Source organism: Caulobacter vibrioides OR37 (assembly GCF_000372645.1).
GTDB classification, from domain to species: domain Bacteria; phylum Pseudomonadota; class Alphaproteobacteria; order Caulobacterales; family Caulobacteraceae; genus Caulobacter; species Caulobacter vibrioides_E.
The window spans coordinates 18,331-32,766 of the sequence record NZ_APMP01000012.1 but is presented as its reverse complement, the minus strand read 5'-3'; the positions used below and the strand labels follow the sequence as shown (position 1 = coordinate 32,766).

Sequence of the window (14,436 nt, the reverse complement as noted above, 5' to 3'; positions counted from 1 at the left end):
TATCCGCTCGAATGGAATCATTCGAGCGGAAAAATAAGGCTCTAAATCAAACATTTAGAGCGTGATAACCGCCGAAACCGCTCACACTTTCGGCTATCACGCTCTAAGGGAACGCCGGTGGCGGGCCGAGAGCCGTCTCGCGGCCCGCCATCGGCTGGCGGGCCGCGTTCTCCGTCCGGTCTCTAACCCTGGTACTGCGCGTCGCGGATGCGGCCGGCCAAATCGTCCAGTCGCGCCGAGATGCGGTTGAAGTCGTAATCAGGCAGGAAGCCGCGGTGTTCCCGCGCTTCCCGGAACGTCCAACCCCGAATGCCGTCCAGTTCGCGCCTCAGCCGGGCGGCCCGCCAGTCGTCGATCCGCTCTTCGTCCTGGCTGTTGCGGAGCCACTGATCGATCCGGCGTTCCCGCTCGAAGAGGTCGCGCGCCGGACGGCCATAGGCGGGCGCGTCATAGCCCGACCAGGGGCGATAACCCCATCCCCAATCCTGGGCCGAAGCCGGCGCGGCGGCCGTCAGGGCGGTCAACGAAGCTAGGGCGGCGGCCGCGGCGACCGCCAACTTTTTCGAGGTAACCATCGCTCGCATTCTCCTTGCTCGACGTGAGCCAGGCGAATGTGGCGCGTCCGACATGAACTCGTCGGGAGCCGGCCGGTCAGGTTCGGTTCATTTTGGAGGAAGGCGACGGCCCTAGAGCCTTATCCGCTCGAATGGAATCATTCGAGCGGAAAATAAGGCTCTAAATCAAACATTTAGAGCGTGATAACCGCCGAAACCGCTCACACTTTCGGCTATCACGCTCTAAACGGGATGGGCGCTAAATCCGATCAGCAGGCCCAGGGCGAAGGCCACGCCGCTGATGACCAGATAGACGCGCAGACCTCTTGGAATCATCGGCCGGTCCTCAACCACGGACGTGGTTCCTCAAGCCGCGCCGCAGGAAGAGGTGGGCGCGGCCGGTCAGGGCCCAACCCTTGGGCCCCACGGTAATCATTTCCGGAAGGTCCAAACTCGCCGCATGGCCGCGATGCAGCTCCAGCGCCAGGGCCAGTTCGGCGACCAAGGCCGCCGACGCCCGGCGGCCGCCGCGTCGCAGGGCCACGGTGTCGGCCACCAAGCTGGCGCTGGCTTGTCCGCCCAGGGTCAGCAACGCCTCGACGATTTCGCCGATCAGCGGCGAGGTCAGGCCCTGGCGGACCAGACGGCGCCGCCGAGCGGCGGCGATGTCGTTGGCGGCGATCACGGGAGCGTTCAGGCGGCGGCCGGCAGCTCGTAGACGCGGGAATGGACGCCGCGTTCGAAGAGTTCGCCGCATAGGGTCAGCGCGTGCTGATAGGCCTTCTCGACGGACTCGAACTTGTTCAGCGCCTTTCCGGCTTGGCGCACCTGCCAGCCGTCGGCGACCGGCGCGATCTCGATGTCCTGATAGAGCGCTTCCCTCATGGCGCGTACTCCATGCTGTGCACGACCCATGCGGTGGCCGCGAATTCATCATTAACGCGTGGGGGCGTCCAGGCATTGTCAATCAATGTAAACAGTGATCTGACATTCTCGTCGCGAGCGAATTCTCGCGAAATCTCGCCATTACGGCGCGCGAAAAGCTCGTTCGGCGAGCTTTACCTAGCCGTTTTCCAGCGCCAGCAAGGCGTAGGTGGCCAGCCAATGCTCGCCCATGTAATCACCGGAGACATGAGGGATCGCCGCCGCCAGATGATTCAGGGCGGCGTTGATGGCCCGGGGTTTGGCCGGATCGGTTTCGGGCAGGGCGATCGCGAGGGTCCGCCAGCACCAGGCGCGAGAGAGGTTCAGGCCGTCCAGGTGCGCGATCTTGCCGTCGCTGCGATCGCTGACCCGCGCCGGCGTGAACAGCGTCGCCGGCTGGCCGCGCGCCAGGTCTGGCAGGAAGCGCGGGAACCACAGCTCGAACCGCTCGCGCGGCAACAGACGGCGCATGGCCTCGGCCTCGATCAAGGCGGGCGAGAGGAAGTCGTCGCCCGACGGCTCCCAGGCCTGGCAGGCCGCGTCCTGGCCGTACCAGACGAGCGCGCGGGACCGCAGGATCTCGCGGAAGGCCTCGTCGCCCGTCATGTCGGCGTATTCGCTGGCCAGGACCAGGGCGAACGCGGTGTTGTAGTGGGTGCCCGCGCGCACGGGATAGTCGGCCAGCGGCAGGAAGGCGCGGAACCGGTCGGCGAAGGCGGCGGCCAGCGGCGCGTGTGTTCTGGCCCAGGGACGGTCGTGGCGCAGCAACTCGGCCTGCAGCATCAGGCTCCAGGCCCAGCCATAGGGGCGCTCGAAGCCCCGGCTTTCGGGACGGGCCAGATACGCGGTCTCGACGGCGACCTTGTCGTCGGTGAAGGCGTCGTCGAACAGGGCGATGATCTGCTCGGCTTCGGCCATCTCCGGGCGCAGGCGCAGCAGGGTGGCCAGCAGCCAAAAGCCGTGCACGCAAGAGTGCCAGTCGAAGCTGCCGTAGAAGATCGGATGCAGCGCGCGCGGCGAGCGGACGTCGTCCGCGCCGCCCATCACGTGGTCCAGCTTGTTGGGATATTCGCGAGTCAGGTGGCCCAGCGCGATCCGGGCGAACCGCGAGGCGGTGTGGCGGGCGAGGCTCATCGGCGGAAGGCGAGGGTGTTCATCAGGACCACGTTGACGATCAGCATCACCGCCGCAGTCGGCGCCTGGGCGCGGATCACGGCGTAGCGGTCCTTCAACTGTAGCAGCGCCGCCGGCACAAGGTTGAAATTCGCCGCCAGCGGCGTCAGCAGCGTTCCGCAGAAGCCGGACAACATGCCGATGGCGCAGACGACGGCCGGATCGCCATGGAAACGGCCGATGACGAGGGGGAGGGCGACGCCCGCGGTCAGGACGGGAAAGGCCGCGAAGGCGTTGCCCATCATCATGGTGAAGACGGCCATGCCCAGGCAGTAGGCGGTGACGGCGGCCAGGCGGCTGTCGACCGGGGTCACGTGGGCGACAAGGTCGCCGATGGTCTTGCCGACGCCGGCGACGGCGAAGACCGCCCCCAGGGCGGCCAGCATCTGCGGCAGCAGCGCGGCCCAGCCGACCAGGTCCATCAGGCGTCGGCCCTCCTGCAGCGGGGCCGACGCCGGCTGACGGAACAGGATCTTGGCCAGCAGCGTCGCGGCCAGAGACGCCAGGACCAGGGCGACCAGCGTCGCCTGCTTGGGATCGACCAGCGGCGCGCCATGCACGGAAAGACGCTTCAGGGTCAGGGCGCCGACCAGGACCGTGACGGGAATGAGCAGGGCGGGCAGGAAAAGCTTGGCGCCGTGAACCCGCGCCAGACGCTCCCGCTCTTCGCTGGTCGTGGTCCGAGGCTTGCCGACGCCCAGCTGGCCGGCGCCCGCGATCAGGGCCAGCGCCAGGGCCAGGACGCCATTGCCAAGATCGCCGAGACGGTCTCCCACCAGGAAGCAAACGGCGAACAGGCCCCAAAAAACGGCGTTTCCCAAACGCTTCGGGTTCTCGCGGTCGAAGGCGCTCAGCGCCGCGAAGGCTCCGAACACCAGACCGGCCAGCGGATATACGAACGTCAGGCCGATCATTCGCCCACCTCGTCCTTGACGAGGCCGCGGTCGAACAGCAGCAACCGCGCGCCATGGACGACGAAGGCGGCTAGGGCGCTGGGGATGGCCCAGACCGACAGGGCCAGCGGCTCCACGGTCAGGCCGCTCTGGTCCAGAAAGCCGACGATCAGCAGGATCGAGCCGATGGCCAGGAAGATGTCCTCGCCGAAGAACAGGCCGACATTGTCGGTGGCCGCGCTCATCGCCCGAACGCGCTCGCGGCTGTTGTCGGACAGGGCTCCTCCGGCCCGGGCCTCGGCGGCGGCCTCGGTCATCGGGGCCAGCAGGGGCCGCACGGTCTGGGCGTGACCGGCCGCTTGGGTCAGGCCAAGGGCGGCGGACAGCTGGCGCAGGGCCAGATACGCGATCAGGATCCGCCCCGCGCTGGCCGCCTTCAGCCTCAGGATCGTCGTCCGAGCCTGTTCCTTCAGGCCCGCCCGCTCCAGAACGCCGACAGCCGGCAAGACCAGCCAGGCGACGCTGACATAGCGATTGGTCCGGAACGCCTTGCCAAAGACGGTCAGCACCTCGATCGGCGACAGCCCGGCGGCCAGGCCCGAGGTCATCGCGGCGGCGATCACCACCAGAAGCGGATTGAAGCGCAGGGCGAAGCCCAGCATCACCACCAGCACGCCCAGCAGGGTCAGCATTCCCTCGACTCCCCCCGAATCCGTCGTGGACCGTCGGACGCGCGGACGCCGCTGGCAAGACGCCCCTTGACGCCCCGCCAGCCCGGCGCGACGCTAAGTCAACAATGATAACTTATGGGAGGCCGGCATGGCCGATGGGACTACGCCCATAAACTCGCTCAAGGGCAAGGTCAGCGAGGCTGAATGGCAGGCGCGCGTCGATCTGGCGGCCCTCTATCGGCTGGTCGCCCTGCATGGGTGGGACGACATGATCTTCACCCACATCTCGGCCCGCATTCCAGGCCCCGATCATCACTTCCTGATCAACCCGTATGGCATGTTCTTCGGCGAGATGACCGCCTCGTGCCTGGTCAAGGTCGATCTGGACGGGAACATCGTCGACAAGACGCCGTACTTCATCAATCCGGCGGGCTTCACGATTCACTCGGCCATCCACGCCGCGCGCGAGGACGCCCATTTCGTCATGCACCTGCACAGCGACCAGGGCGTGGCGGTGTCGGCGCACAAGGAAGGCCTGCTGCCGCTGACGCAACATGCGCTAATCGTCTTGCCTCAACTCGCCTATCACGATTATGAAGGCATTGCTCTCAACTTGGACGAGCGAGAACGGCTGGTGGCCGATCTCGGTCCGACCAAGAAGCTGATGATGCTGCGCAACCACGGCACCTTGTCGGTGGGCGGCAACGCGGCCGAGTGCTGGTTGGGGATGTTCTTCCTGGAGCGAGCGTGCGCGCAGCAAGTGATGGCGCTTTCGGTCGGACGCGACAATGTTCTCCTGGCGCCCGAGGCGGCCCAGGAGGAGGTACGCAGGCAGACCGGCATGGGCATGGGCATGATCGGCGGCTTGGCCTGGCCGGGCGCGTTGCGCCAGCTGGATCGCGCGCTGCCGGGCTACGCCGAGTAGCTGTCGCTTCGACAGTCTCGAAGGCCGCCGCGGTCCTGGCGATCGCGGCGGCTTTTTCGTGTCTGGCGAAAAGCGCGGCCACGGCCGGCGCCTGGCCGATCGCGCCCGGGCGGGCCCAGGTCATCGCCAAGTACGAGCGCACGACCGCCGACCAGGGCTATGACCCGGGCGCGGTTCTGGTCGATATCGACGGGCGCGAGGACGAGAGTTTCTCGGTCCTTGTCGAGCGGGGCCTGACGTCGCGCCTGACTCTCCAGGCCAAGGCCGGGGTGACGCGCGGCCACGACCGTTGGGTGTCCTATTCCGGACGGGGCCCCGTCGAGCTTGGCGTGCGCTGGACCGCTTGGCGCGGCGAGCGGTCGGTCGTGGCGTTGTATGTCGGCGCGGCCGAGGCCGGCGCGGGCCGAAACGCCGGCTACGCCGCCCCCGGTCAGGGGAGCCTCGATCTCGAAGCCCGCGCCCTGGTCGGTCGCTCGGCCATCTGGCGCAGGCGCGAGGTGTTCGTCGATCTCCAGGTCGCGCGCCTCAAGCGCCAGGGTCTTGCCGACGAGACGCGCTTCGACGCCACCCTGGGGCTGCGCCCGGCCAGGCGTTGGCTGCTCCTGGCGCAGACCTATGCCGGCCGCGCCGACCGCGGGCCCATCGACGCGCGCTGGGTCAAGACGGAATTGTCCGTTGTCAGATCATTTGGCGATTGGAGCGCCCAGGCCGGCTGGCGCGACACGACCATGGGGCGTGAGACCGCCCGCGACCAGGGCGTCACCCTGGGCCTTTGGCGTCGCTTCTAGATCTGGAGCGCCGCCGGAGTGGACGACCCCATGGCGGAAGGCGTATGAAGCCCGCGAAAGGCCGGGCGAGGGGCAAACCTCACCCGAGCGAACCGGGCGAGGAAGCATGGCTGATGTCTCTCTGGCGGCGAAGCGGCAGGAAATCGCCCTTCTGCGCCGCCTCGAGGAGCGCATTCTCTGGCTGGCCTCGTGGACCATCCACAACGCCAACCATCTGCGCGAAAGCCGCGATGGCCTGAAGGTCGGCGGCCACCAGGCGTCCAGCGCCTCGCTGACCACGGTGATGACGGCGCTCTACATGAAGGCGCTGCGGCCGCAGGACCGGGTGGCCGTCAAGCCGCACGCCAGCCCGGTCTTCCACGCCATCCAACATCTCTTCGGCCGTCAGAGCCTGGAAAACCTGAAGCGGTTCAGGGCGCTGGGCGGTGCGCAGTCCTATCCCTCGCGCACCAAGGATGTCGACGGCGTCGACTTCTCGACGGGGTCGGTCGGCCTGGGCGTCGCCATGACCGCCTTCGCCTCGTTGACCCAGGACTATCTGGCCGCGCGCGGTTCGGTGAAGCCCGAGAAGATGGGCCGGATGATTTCGCTGCTGGGCGACGCCGAGCTGGACGAGGGCAATATCTATGAAGCCCTGATCGAGGCCTGCAAGCACGACATCCGCAACACTTGGTGGATCGTCGACTACAACCGCCAGAGCCTGGACGCGACCACCCAGGACCGGATGTTCACGCGCTATGGCGAGATCTTCGAGGCCGCCGGCTGGACCGTCGAGACGCTGAAATGGTCCAAACGCCAGCGCGAGGCCTTCGCCAAGCCTGGCGGCGAGGCGCTGCGCGAGTGGATCGAGACCGCGCCCAACGACCTGTTCGCGGCCCTGACCTATCAGGGCGGGGCGGCCTGGCGCGAGCGTCTGAGCGCCGACCTGGCGTCCAATCCCCAGACCCTGGCGCTGATCGCGTCCTACAAGGACGCGGACCTGGCCGAGCTGATGACCGAACTGGGCGGCCACTGCCTGGAGACGCTGCTGGAAGCCTTCGAGCGGGCCGGACAGGATGACCGGCCGCGCTTCTTCATCGCCTATACGGTCAAGGGGCTGCGCCTGCCCTTCCAGGGGCACAAGGACAACCATGCCGGCCTGATGACGCCGGCGCAGATCGCCGAGCTGCGCGAACGCCTGGGCGTGGTCGAGGGCGAGGAGTGGGACCCGCTGTCGGGGCTCTCCGCCGCCGAGCGCACCGCCCTGAAGGGTCTCGTCGCGCGCGCGCCCTTCGCCGCCGAGGTCGAGCGCGAGCACACGGCGCCGACCATCCCGACCCCGACCGCCGATGAGCTGCTCATCGCGGTCGCCGGCGGGGGCGAGCAGTCGACCCAGGCCGCGTTCGGCAAGGTGATGTTCGAGATCGCCGCGCGGAAGGACGAGTTCGCTGGACGCGTCGTCACCACCTCGCCCGACGTCACCGTGTCGACCAACCTCGGCGGCTTCGTGAACCGGCGCGGCGTCTTCCAGCGCCGCGCTCACGAGGACGTCTTCAAGCGACGCCGCATTCCGTCGGCCCAGGTCTGGTCCAAGGCCGAGACTGGCCAGCACGTCGAGCTGGGCATCGCCGAGAACAACCTGTTCATCGCCCTGGCGGCCCTGGGCCTGACCGCGCCGCTGTTCGGCGAGCGCCTGTTTCCGGTCGGCACGCTGTACGACCCCTTCATCGCCCGCGGCCTCGATGCGCTGAACTATGCCTGCTATCAGGATGCTCGTTTCCTGCTGGTCGCCACGCCGTCCGGCCTGACCCTGGCGCCCGAGGGCGGCGCGCACCAGTCGATCAATGCGCCGGTCATCGGCATGGCGCAGCCGGGGCTGGACACCTACGAGCCGGCCTTCGCCGACGAGACCGCGGTGCTGATGGCCCATGCCTTCGATCGCATCCAGGCCAAGGACGGCGCCTCGACCTATCTGCGTCTCTCCACCCGCGTGATCGCGCAACCCGAGCGGATGGACGAGGTCTGGCGTCGGGGCGTGGTCGATGGGGCCTATTGGCTGAAGCCGCCGGCCCCCGGCGCGCGTCTGGCCCTCGTCTATAGCGGCGCCCTGGCCCCGGAGGCCTTGGCCGCGTTCGAGGCGCTGTCCGAGGACATGCCGGAGGCCGGCCTGCTGGCCGTCACCTCGGCCGATGTGCTGCACCGCGACTGGACCGCCGCCGGTCGCGCGCGCTGGACCGGACAGGAAAGGCGGACCTCGACCATCGAGGCCCTGTTGGCCCCGCTCGACCGTGACGCCGGCCTCGTCACCCTGACCGACGGCGCGCCTCTGGCCCTGTCGTGGCTGGGATCGGTGCGCGGCCAGAGGGTGCGGGCCCTGGGCCTGGAAGCGTTCGGCCAGTCCGGCGACCTGCCGGACCTCTACGGCAAGTATCGCCTCGACGCCGAAGCGGTGCTGGACGCCTGCGCCGATCTTCTGACCTAAAACCCACTCAGGATGGTCATGCCGGCCAGGAGACCGTCCCGGAAGTGGTAGGTTAGCCGAGCCCGGGTGTCCGACCAGACTTGGCCAGCGCGGCTCTCGACCGCGTACTGGGCGTCGACGGTCAGGGCGTCGGTCGTTTCCTGGATCACCTCGATCACGTGGATGTTCGGCGTCATGGTCGCGAACATACGGCCGAAATGTCCCATGACGGCCTCCTTGCCGACCAGCGGCGAGCCGTCCTCCAAGGTGTTGGGCCAAGTCGCCTGGGGATGGACAAGCGGCCGCAGACGCGCCAGATCCCGCGCGTTGAAGGCTTCATAGGCCTGCTCAAGTACGGTCAGCAGCCTGCTCATGGCTTGTTTGGTCCCGACCGCTGTCGTCGACGTCCTGTGTGACGATCAGACCCCGTTCGAGACGGTACCAGATTAAGATAACGTCGTCCTGCCAAAGTCCGCCGCCGGGGCCGCGCGTCTCGATTCGCGCTCGCATCCGCACGCGATCATCGGTCTCGATCCTGTAGTCGATCAGGTCCATCCTTATACGGATCGTATCGAATAGATGGGCTAAATGCGCGCGAAGGTCGTCTCGACTTTCGATGACCCCGCCTTCGAAACTGTCGATGAAGCGCGCGTCGGGGGCGAAATAGGCCAGGGCGCCCTCGACATCGCCGGCGTTCAGGCGCGCCATCAAGCCGGCCAGCATGGCGTCAATGCCGGGGAAGGTCAGGTCCTGGTGGTTCTGCTCGATCTCGACGCGCGCGACGAGGTTCTCGCGCACCGTCCACCGATGCAGAACGCGGGTGCTGGACCATAACGAGCCGTCGGCGGCGCTGGCGATCAGCTGCCTGGCCAGGGCGGCGATGCGTCCATCGGCCTCGACGTGGAAGGCGATCGGGACATAGCGGGCGATCAGCGGCGCGGTGGTCTCCAGCGCGTAGACCCGAATGGCGTCGCGACCGATGAGAACGCGATCCTCGGCTTCGTCGGGCCATTCGACGTCTGGCGTCAGCATCGCCAGAAAGCCCTCGAGGTCGCGGGCGTTGAAGAGATCGTAGAGTCGAGCGATCGGAAAGGCGTCAAGACTCATGGGCTTCGGTCCGCTTTCCAGATCTCCGAAGGAACGCGCTTCACGCGCCGGCCCGGTGGGCCCGGCGCGCGGCGGCGAAGGCTCCTATCCCGCCGGCTTGGCGCTCGTCTCGGCCTTCAGATAGGCGATCAGGTCGATGCGGTCCTTGGGGTCCTTCAGGCCCGCGAAGGTCATCTTGGTGCCCGGAAGATCCTCGCGCGGGCTGGCCAGCCACTTGTCCAGATGTTCGGCATCCCAAGTGAAGCCGGCATTCTTGACGGCGTCGCTATAGGCGTAGCCGGCCTTCGAGCCCGCCTTTCGCCCGAAGATCCCGTGGAGGTTCGGCCCCGTCAGGTCCGGACCGCCCTCGGTGGCGGTATGGCACGAGCGGCAGAGGGCGAACTTGCTCTGGCCGTTGGCCAGGTCGCCGGTGTTGTAGGGCGCGGGAAGTTCGGCGACTAGGGCGGCCTTGGCCGCGTCGGTCGGGGGCGGGGCGGTCGCCGCGGCGGGCGAGGGCGCGTCGGCCGGCGCCGAGGCGGGGGCTTCGTTGGAGCTTCCGCCATCCTTGGAGCAGGCCGAGGCGGCCAGGCACAGGGCCGCGGCGGCGGCCAGTTTCAACATACGCATGATCGTTCCCGGCTGACGTTTGGTCGCAGGTCCTGCGACGGCGCGACACATTCCAAACCCTTATAAAATCTGGCCCGCGACCTTGTCACGGAACAATGATCGTCAGGACGCGCTCAAGCGTGGCCCTGCGACAATTGCCGGTATCTACGTGATTCTTCTGCCAAAAAGTGGAGTTGCAAACCGTGGGTCCGCACATAACCGTTTGACGGGAATTAACCATAAATCCTACCCCTTTTGTCACGGAACGGGCTGGTTCCGGATGGGTTGGGAAACAAGACCATGGACTGGAGCGAAGAGCGCACCGCCACCCTGAAGAAGCTGTGGCTGGAAGGCCTGAGCGCGAGCCAGGTGGCGCGCCAACTGGGCGGCGTCAGCCGCAGCGCGGTGATCGGCAAGGTGCACCGTCTGGGCATCACCGTTCGCGAGGTTCCCGCCCGACAGCGAGCGACGACCGCCGTTCGCGCCCCTTCGCGCCTCCAGATGCGTCGTCCGGCGCGCGAGACGACCGCCGCGCCGCGCGTCGCTCCGCGTCTTGCGCGCACCGAGGAAGACCTGCTGCCGACCTCGGGCATCCTGGACCTCGACGTTCATTCGTGCCGCTGGCCGATCGGCAACCCGGAGGGCGACGATTTCGGGTTCTGCGGTCGTCCCAAGCTGACCGCGCGGGGCTCCTATTGCGAACAGCATACCGCCGGCGCCTTCCGTCGGCTGTCGGGCGGCCAGGCGGTCGAGGCCTGGGCCTTGAAGGGCCTGAAGGAGCGCGTCCGGCCAAACCAGATCTGACCCGTCGCCGCCTTCGAAAGCCTCATCACTTCTCTTAAGATCGTCGAGCAAATCCATGACCATGGTCCTGATCGAGAACGCCGCCGGCAGCAGCCAAGTGATCACCATCGTCGAGGAGTTCGCCGGCCATTCGGTGTCGCGCGATCTCAACCCGGGCGACCACGCCAGCATTCCGGTCACCCAGTTCAAGTCGATCACGGTGCGCGAGACCTATCCCGACGACTGGTTGACCAGGGGGCGCAATCGTAACCGCGCGGCGACCGACGCCTGAAACGCGAATTTCTCTCATAGATTGCAAATAATGACCCCGCGAAGCCTTTCGCGGGGTTTTTCTTTTTCGATCTACCCCCGTCGATTGCGCGGCCGTTAACCTTATGAGACACAAAGCCCCGTTTTTGGGGGCGGAAACGATTATGGTTCAGGAGGATGAGCGCGCCGAGGTGGTTCAGGACCACGCGCTGCCGCTGCCGAGTTATCTGAGCTACCTGCTTTATCAGACCGAACAGCATCGCCGGGCGATGGCGGCCGACCTCCTGGCTCGCCACGGACTGACCTTCGCCAAGTGGGTGGCGATGATTTCGCTGCGTCGGTTCGGCGATCTGTCGATGACGCGATTGTCCAAGCTGGCGGCCACCGATCGCACCACCCTGACCCGTTCGATCGACAGCCTGATCGCCGACGGCCTCGTGGTCCGCGCCAACGCGCCCCACGATCGCCGCATCGTGGTCATCCGCCTGACCGAGGCGGGCCGCGCCCTGCTGGAACGCATCCGCTCCGAGATCCGCCCGCTGAACCGCGACATCTGCGGCAACCTGACGACGGAAGAACAGGCGGCCATGACCGGCTATCTGCAGAAGATGCTGGCGGGCCTAATCGTCGAGCCCGACTGGAAGCAGGACGTCATCGCGTTTTCCACGCCCGCGCCGCCGGAGACGGTTTAAGGGGGGCGGGGTTGCCTCTGTTCATGGTTTGATCTAGCATTCTGAATCGCAACGTCGGATGACGTCGCGTTCCCTTGATGGAGACCAAAATGGCGAAAATTGTTATCACTCAAGAATATACGCCCTCATTCAACATTGAAGGGCGTTGGATTCGGTTACCCTCGGCTAGCTGTGAAGCTGAAGCTGAGCGTATGACCACCGACTTCATGAAACTTAATGCGCGCTTGGTTCGATGGACGCGCATAGTCTATTCTTGGACGATACGCTTGGTAAGCTAGTCGTCGAACCGCACCCGCCCGCGCCCCGACTTCACCGTGCCGCGCTTGGCCTTGCTGTCCAGGCGCTTGAGCTTGCTGGAATAGGTCGGCTTGGTCGCCTTGCGCGGCTTGGGCTTTTCGGTGGCGCGGCGGATCAGGTCGATCAGGCGCTCGCGGGCGTCCTGGCGGTTCATTTCCTGCGAGCGCGAGCCTTGCGAGAACAGCACCAGCACCCCGTCCAGGGTCAGGCGGCTGCCGGCCAGCGTCTCAAGGCGCGCCTTGACGTCCTCGGGCAGGGACGGGGAGCCCCGAACATCGAAGCGCAGCTCGACGGCGGTGCTGGTCTTGTTGACGTGCTGTCCGCCGGGACCCGAGGCGCGCGTGGCCTTCCAGACCAGCTCGTCCTCGTCGACGCGTAGCCAACTGGTGATCTCCAGGGTCATTTGGCGACGACCCGCTTGGCCTTGACCACCAGTTGATCCAGGGCCTGTAGGAACCGCGAGCGATCGGCGTTGGCGAAGGCGGCGGGGCCCTTGGTGACCTCGCCCATCGAGCGCAGGTGCTCGCCGATCGAGCGCGAGGCCAGGGCCGAGCCGATCATGTCGTGGCTGAACACGCGTCCGTTCGGCGCCACGGCCGCGCCGCCGGCCTTCAGCACGCGGTCGGCCAGGGGGATGTCGTTGGTCACCACCACGTCGCCGGGGCCAACACGCTCGGCGATCCAGTCGTCGGCGACGTCCGGGCCGGCGTCGACCACGATCTGCTCGATCACGGGCGTTTGGGGCACGCGGATCCAGCTGTTGGACACCACGAAGGTCTTGAAGCCATGCCGGGCCGCGACCTTGTAGGCCTCGTCCTTCACGGGGCAGGCGTCGGCGTCGATGAAGAGGGTGGCGGTCATCGCGCTCGCCTGAAGTAAAGTGGTGCCGGCTGAGGGGATCGAACCCCCGACCTTCGGTTTACAAAACCGCTGCACTACCGCTGTGCTAAGCCGGCCTTTGGGCGGGTCGATGACCCGAGGTCAGCGCTTATGCCGTTTGCCGGGGCGGACGGCAAGGTGGTCGAGCGTTGCGAGTCTTTCCGTCAGCCGTTAGGGACGGGCCGAGCAGGAGAACTCCGATGGCCCTGGGCAAACTGATCGACGGCAAGGCCTTCGCGGCCGATCTGCGGGCGAAGGTCGCCGCGGAGGTGGCGCGGCTGAAGGCGCAGCACGGCCTGACGCCCGGCCTGGCCGTGGTGCTGGTCGGCGAGGACCCCGCCAGCCAGGTCTATGTGCGCAACAAGGGCGAGCAGACCGAGGCCGCCGGCATGTATTCCGAAACCCACCGCCTGCCGGCCGAGACGACCCAAGAGGCGCTGCTGGAGGTGGTGGCCAAGCTGAACGCGGATCCCAAGATCCATGGCGTGCTGGTCCAGTTCCCCGTGCCGGCGCACATCAACCAGACGGACGTCGTGGCGGCCCTGTCGCCCGACAAGGACGTCGATGGCCTCACCGTCACCAACGCCGGGCGCCTGGCCAGCGGCCTTCCGGCCCTGACGCCCTGCACGCCGCTGGGCTGCATGATGCTGCTGAAGGACGTGGTCGGCGATCTGAAGGGCAAGAACGCCGTGGTGATCGGCCGCTCGAACCTGATGGGCAAGCCGATGGCCCAGATGCTGCTGGCCGCCGACTGCACGGTGACCATCGCCCACTCGCGCAGCCAGGACCTGCCGTCGATCGTGCGCCGAGCCGATATCGTCGTGGCCGCCGTCGGTCGGGCCGAGATGGTCAAGGCCGATTGGATCAAGCCGGGGGCCGTGGTCATCGATGTCGGCATCACCCGCTTCCCGGCCCGCGATCCGGAAGCCGCGGCGGCGGGCAAGACCCGTCTGGTCGGCGATGTCGCCTTCGACGAGGTGCGCGAAGTGGCCGGCGCGATCACGCCGGTGCCGGGCGGGGTCGGGCCGATGACCATCGCCTGCCTGCTGGCCAATACCGTCACGGCCGCCAAGCGCCTGTCGGGAATCGAATGATGCGCCGGGCGATCGTTCCGGCCGCGTTCGCCCTGGTTCTTTCCGCTTGCGGACCCAAGGCCGCTCCGCCGCCGACGCCGGCGGAAGCGCTGGCGCTGCGGCCGGCCGACGCGCATCTGGCGGGCCTCTACGAGACCTCGTGCCACGCCTGCCATGCCGTGGCCGGGACGGGAGCGCCGCTGGTCCACGACCGCGCCGCCTGGGATGGGCGCTACAAGCGCGGCGAGGCCGTGCTGCTGGACCACGCCATCCAGGGCTTCAACGCCATGCCGGCCGGCGGCCAGTGCGCGGCTTGCGCGCCGGACGATTTCAAGGCTCTGATACGCTTCATGGCGGGGCGTGAAGATCCCGCGAAATAGGG

Annotated in this window: 19 protein-coding genes and 1 tRNA gene; 8 read left to right on the top strand and 12 right to left on the bottom strand. The window is 67.3% G+C overall.

Annotation, left to right across the window (positions count from 1 at the left end):
• Nucleotides 1–182: 182 nt before the first annotated feature.
• From OR37_RS11120 to OR37_RS11095, 6 genes are all read right to left on the bottom strand, one after another.
• Nucleotides 183–575: a hypothetical protein gene (locus OR37_RS11120; RefSeq protein WP_004619690.1), complete on the bottom strand. Its 393-nt coding sequence runs from the start codon at nt 573–575 to the stop codon at nt 183–185.
• Nucleotides 576–900: 325 nt separating this feature from the next.
• Nucleotides 901–1,239 carry a hypothetical protein gene (locus OR37_RS11115; protein WP_004619687.1) on the bottom strand — a complete coding sequence of 113 codons (339 nt, stop codon included), beginning with the start codon at nt 1,237–1,239 and terminating at the stop codon, nt 901–903.
• Nucleotides 1,240–1,247: 8 nt separating this feature from the next.
• On the bottom strand, nt 1,248–1,439 hold the full coding sequence (locus tag OR37_RS11110) for a hypothetical protein (RefSeq protein WP_004619685.1): 192 nt from the start codon (nt 1,437–1,439) through the stop codon (nt 1,248–1,250).
• Between the two features lie 177 nt (nt 1,440–1,616).
• Nucleotides 1,617–2,612 (bottom strand): DUF2891 domain-containing protein, encoded by a 996-nt coding sequence (locus OR37_RS11105; protein ID WP_004619682.1) that lies wholly within the window; start codon nt 2,610–2,612, stop codon nt 1,617–1,619.
• Nucleotides 2,609–3,565: a DUF979 domain-containing protein gene (locus OR37_RS11100; RefSeq protein ID WP_004619681.1), complete on the bottom strand. Its 957-nt coding sequence runs from the start codon at nt 3,563–3,565 to the stop codon at nt 2,609–2,611. Before OR37_RS11100 ends, OR37_RS11105 begins: the two co-directional genes overlap by 4 nt.
• On the bottom strand, nt 3,562–4,236 hold the full coding sequence (locus tag OR37_RS11095; RefSeq protein ID WP_004619678.1) for a DUF969 domain-containing protein: 675 nt from the start codon (nt 4,234–4,236) through the stop codon (nt 3,562–3,564). Before OR37_RS11095 ends, OR37_RS11100 begins: the two co-directional genes overlap by 4 nt.
• A gap of 127 nt (nt 4,237–4,363) precedes the next feature.
• Here OR37_RS11095 and OR37_RS11090 point away from each other — a divergent pair, with 127 nt between their 5' ends.
• The 3 genes from OR37_RS11090 (at nt 4,364) to OR37_RS11080 (ending at nt 8,389) form a co-directional block, all read left to right on the top strand.
• A complete protein-coding gene (locus tag OR37_RS11090; RefSeq protein WP_004619677.1) occupies nt 4,364–5,140 on the top strand; it encodes a class II aldolase/adducin family protein in 777 nt (258 codons plus the stop codon).
• Between the two features lie 329 nt (nt 5,141–5,469).
• Nucleotides 5,470–5,928 (top strand): hypothetical protein, encoded by a 459-nt coding sequence (locus OR37_RS11085; RefSeq protein WP_326972908.1) that lies wholly within the window; start codon nt 5,470–5,472, stop codon nt 5,926–5,928.
• Nucleotides 5,929–6,034: 106 nt separating this feature from the next.
• Complete coding sequence (locus OR37_RS11080) at nt 6,035–8,389, top strand: pyruvate dehydrogenase complex, dehydrogenase (E1) component (protein ID WP_004619673.1); 2,355 nt, start codon at nt 6,035–6,037, stop codon at nt 8,387–8,389.
• Here OR37_RS11080 and OR37_RS11075 read toward each other — a convergent pair.
• The 3 genes from OR37_RS11075 to OR37_RS11065 all read right to left on the bottom strand — a co-directional run bounded on the left by OR37_RS11075 (nt 8,386) and on the right by OR37_RS11065 (nt 10,081).
• Nucleotides 8,386–8,742, bottom strand: a complete 357-nt coding sequence (locus OR37_RS11075; RefSeq protein WP_004619671.1) for a nuclear transport factor 2 family protein — start codon at nt 8,740–8,742, stop codon at nt 8,386–8,388. The genes OR37_RS11080 and OR37_RS11075 overlap by 4 nt on opposite strands.
• A complete protein-coding gene (locus OR37_RS11070; RefSeq protein WP_004619669.1) occupies nt 8,717–9,475 on the bottom strand; it encodes a nuclear transport factor 2 family protein in 759 nt (252 codons plus the stop codon). The genes OR37_RS11075 and OR37_RS11070 overlap by 26 nt, the downstream gene beginning before the upstream one ends.
• An 84-nt stretch (nt 9,476–9,559) precedes the next feature.
• The gene (locus OR37_RS11065) at nt 9,560–10,081 is read right to left on the bottom strand and encodes a c-type cytochrome (RefSeq protein ID WP_004619668.1); all 522 of its coding nucleotides are present in this window, start codon (nt 10,079–10,081) and stop codon (nt 9,560–9,562) included.
• A gap of 279 nt (nt 10,082–10,360) precedes the next feature.
• On the opposite strand from OR37_RS11065, the gene OR37_RS11060 reads away from it, so the two are divergent.
• The 3 genes from OR37_RS11060 (at nt 10,361) to OR37_RS11050 (ending at nt 11,805) form a co-directional block, all read left to right on the top strand.
• Nucleotides 10,361–10,864: a GcrA family cell cycle regulator gene (locus OR37_RS11060; protein WP_004619666.1), complete on the top strand. Its 504-nt coding sequence runs from the start codon at nt 10,361–10,363 to the stop codon at nt 10,862–10,864.
• A gap of 55 nt (nt 10,865–10,919) precedes the next feature.
• Nucleotides 10,920–11,135 (top strand): hypothetical protein, encoded by a 216-nt coding sequence (locus OR37_RS11055; RefSeq protein WP_004619664.1) that lies wholly within the window; start codon nt 10,920–10,922, stop codon nt 11,133–11,135.
• A gap of 142 nt (nt 11,136–11,277) precedes the next feature.
• The gene (locus OR37_RS11050; protein ID WP_004619662.1) at nt 11,278–11,805 is read left to right on the top strand and encodes a MarR family winged helix-turn-helix transcriptional regulator; all 528 of its coding nucleotides are present in this window, start codon (nt 11,278–11,280) and stop codon (nt 11,803–11,805) included.
• A 274-nt stretch (nt 11,806–12,079) separates the two neighbouring features.
• Here the strand turns inward: OR37_RS11050 and arfB are convergent, their stop codons facing one another.
• From arfB to OR37_RS11035, 3 genes are all read right to left on the bottom strand, one after another.
• The gene (arfB, locus tag OR37_RS11045; protein WP_004619660.1) at nt 12,080–12,505 is read right to left on the bottom strand and encodes an alternative ribosome rescue aminoacyl-tRNA hydrolase ArfB; all 426 of its coding nucleotides are present in this window, start codon (nt 12,503–12,505) and stop codon (nt 12,080–12,082) included.
• The gene (locus tag OR37_RS11040; RefSeq protein ID WP_004619659.1) at nt 12,502–12,963 is read right to left on the bottom strand and encodes a YaiI/YqxD family protein; all 462 of its coding nucleotides are present in this window, start codon (nt 12,961–12,963) and stop codon (nt 12,502–12,504) included. The genes arfB and OR37_RS11040 overlap by 4 nt, the downstream gene beginning before the upstream one ends.
• A 20-nt stretch (nt 12,964–12,983) precedes the next feature.
• Nucleotides 12,984–13,058, bottom strand: a tRNA-Thr gene (locus OR37_RS11035).
• A 123-nt stretch (nt 13,059–13,181) separates the two neighbouring features.
• Between OR37_RS11035 and folD the strand changes: the two genes are divergently transcribed.
• A complete protein-coding gene (folD, locus tag OR37_RS11030; protein WP_004619656.1) occupies nt 13,182–14,075 on the top strand; it encodes a bifunctional methylenetetrahydrofolate dehydrogenase/methenyltetrahydrofolate cyclohydrolase FolD in 894 nt (297 codons plus the stop codon).
• Nucleotides 14,075–14,434 carry a c-type cytochrome gene (locus OR37_RS11025; RefSeq protein ID WP_035017256.1) on the top strand — a complete coding sequence of 120 codons (360 nt, stop codon included), beginning with the start codon at nt 14,075–14,077 and terminating at the stop codon, nt 14,432–14,434. The genes folD and OR37_RS11025 overlap by 1 nt, the downstream gene beginning before the upstream one ends.
• The last annotated feature ends 2 nt before the right edge of the window (nt 14,435–14,436 follow it).

Coding starts and splice junctions, on each gene's coding strand:
- OR37_RS11120 (WP_004619690.1), bottom strand. CDS start 575: ATGGTTACCTCGAAAAAGTTGGCGGTCGCCGCGGCCGCCGCCCTAGCT.
- OR37_RS11110 (WP_004619685.1), bottom strand. CDS start 1,439: ATGAGGGAAGCGCTCTATCAGGACATCGAGATCGCGCCGGTCGCCGAC.
- OR37_RS11105 (WP_004619682.1), bottom strand. CDS start 2,612: ATGAGCCTCGCCCGCCACACCGCCTCGCGGTTCGCCCGGATCGCGCTG.
- OR37_RS11100 (WP_004619681.1), bottom strand. CDS start 3,565: ATGATCGGCCTGACGTTCGTATATCCGCTGGCCGGTCTGGTGTTCGGA.
- OR37_RS11095 (WP_004619678.1), bottom strand. CDS start 4,236: ATGCTGACCCTGCTGGGCGTGCTGGTGGTGATGCTGGGCTTCGCCCTG.
- OR37_RS11090 (WP_004619677.1), top strand. CDS start 4,364: ATGGCCGATGGGACTACGCCCATAAACTCGCTCAAGGGCAAGGTCAGC.
- OR37_RS11080 (WP_004619673.1), top strand. CDS start 6,035: ATGGCTGATGTCTCTCTGGCGGCGAAGCGGCAGGAAATCGCCCTTCTG.
- OR37_RS11075 (WP_004619671.1), bottom strand. CDS start 8,742: ATGAGCAGGCTGCTGACCGTACTTGAGCAGGCCTATGAAGCCTTCAAC.
- OR37_RS11070 (WP_004619669.1), bottom strand. CDS start 9,475: ATGAGTCTTGACGCCTTTCCGATCGCTCGACTCTACGATCTCTTCAAC.
- OR37_RS11065 (WP_004619668.1), bottom strand. CDS start 10,081: ATGCGTATGTTGAAACTGGCCGCCGCCGCGGCCCTGTGCCTGGCCGCC.
- OR37_RS11060 (WP_004619666.1), top strand. CDS start 10,361: ATGGACTGGAGCGAAGAGCGCACCGCCACCCTGAAGAAGCTGTGGCTG.
- OR37_RS11055 (WP_004619664.1), top strand. CDS start 10,920: ATGACCATGGTCCTGATCGAGAACGCCGCCGGCAGCAGCCAAGTGATC.
- OR37_RS11050 (WP_004619662.1), top strand. CDS start 11,278: ATGGTTCAGGAGGATGAGCGCGCCGAGGTGGTTCAGGACCACGCGCTG.
- arfB (WP_004619660.1), bottom strand. CDS start 12,505: ATGACCCTGGAGATCACCAGTTGGCTACGCGTCGACGAGGACGAGCTG.
- OR37_RS11040 (WP_004619659.1), bottom strand. CDS start 12,963: ATGACCGCCACCCTCTTCATCGACGCCGACGCCTGCCCCGTGAAGGAC.
- folD (WP_004619656.1), top strand. CDS start 13,182: ATGGCCCTGGGCAAACTGATCGACGGCAAGGCCTTCGCGGCCGATCTG.
- OR37_RS11025 (WP_035017256.1), top strand. CDS start 14,075: ATGCGCCGGGCGATCGTTCCGGCCGCGTTCGCCCTGGTTCTTTCCGCT.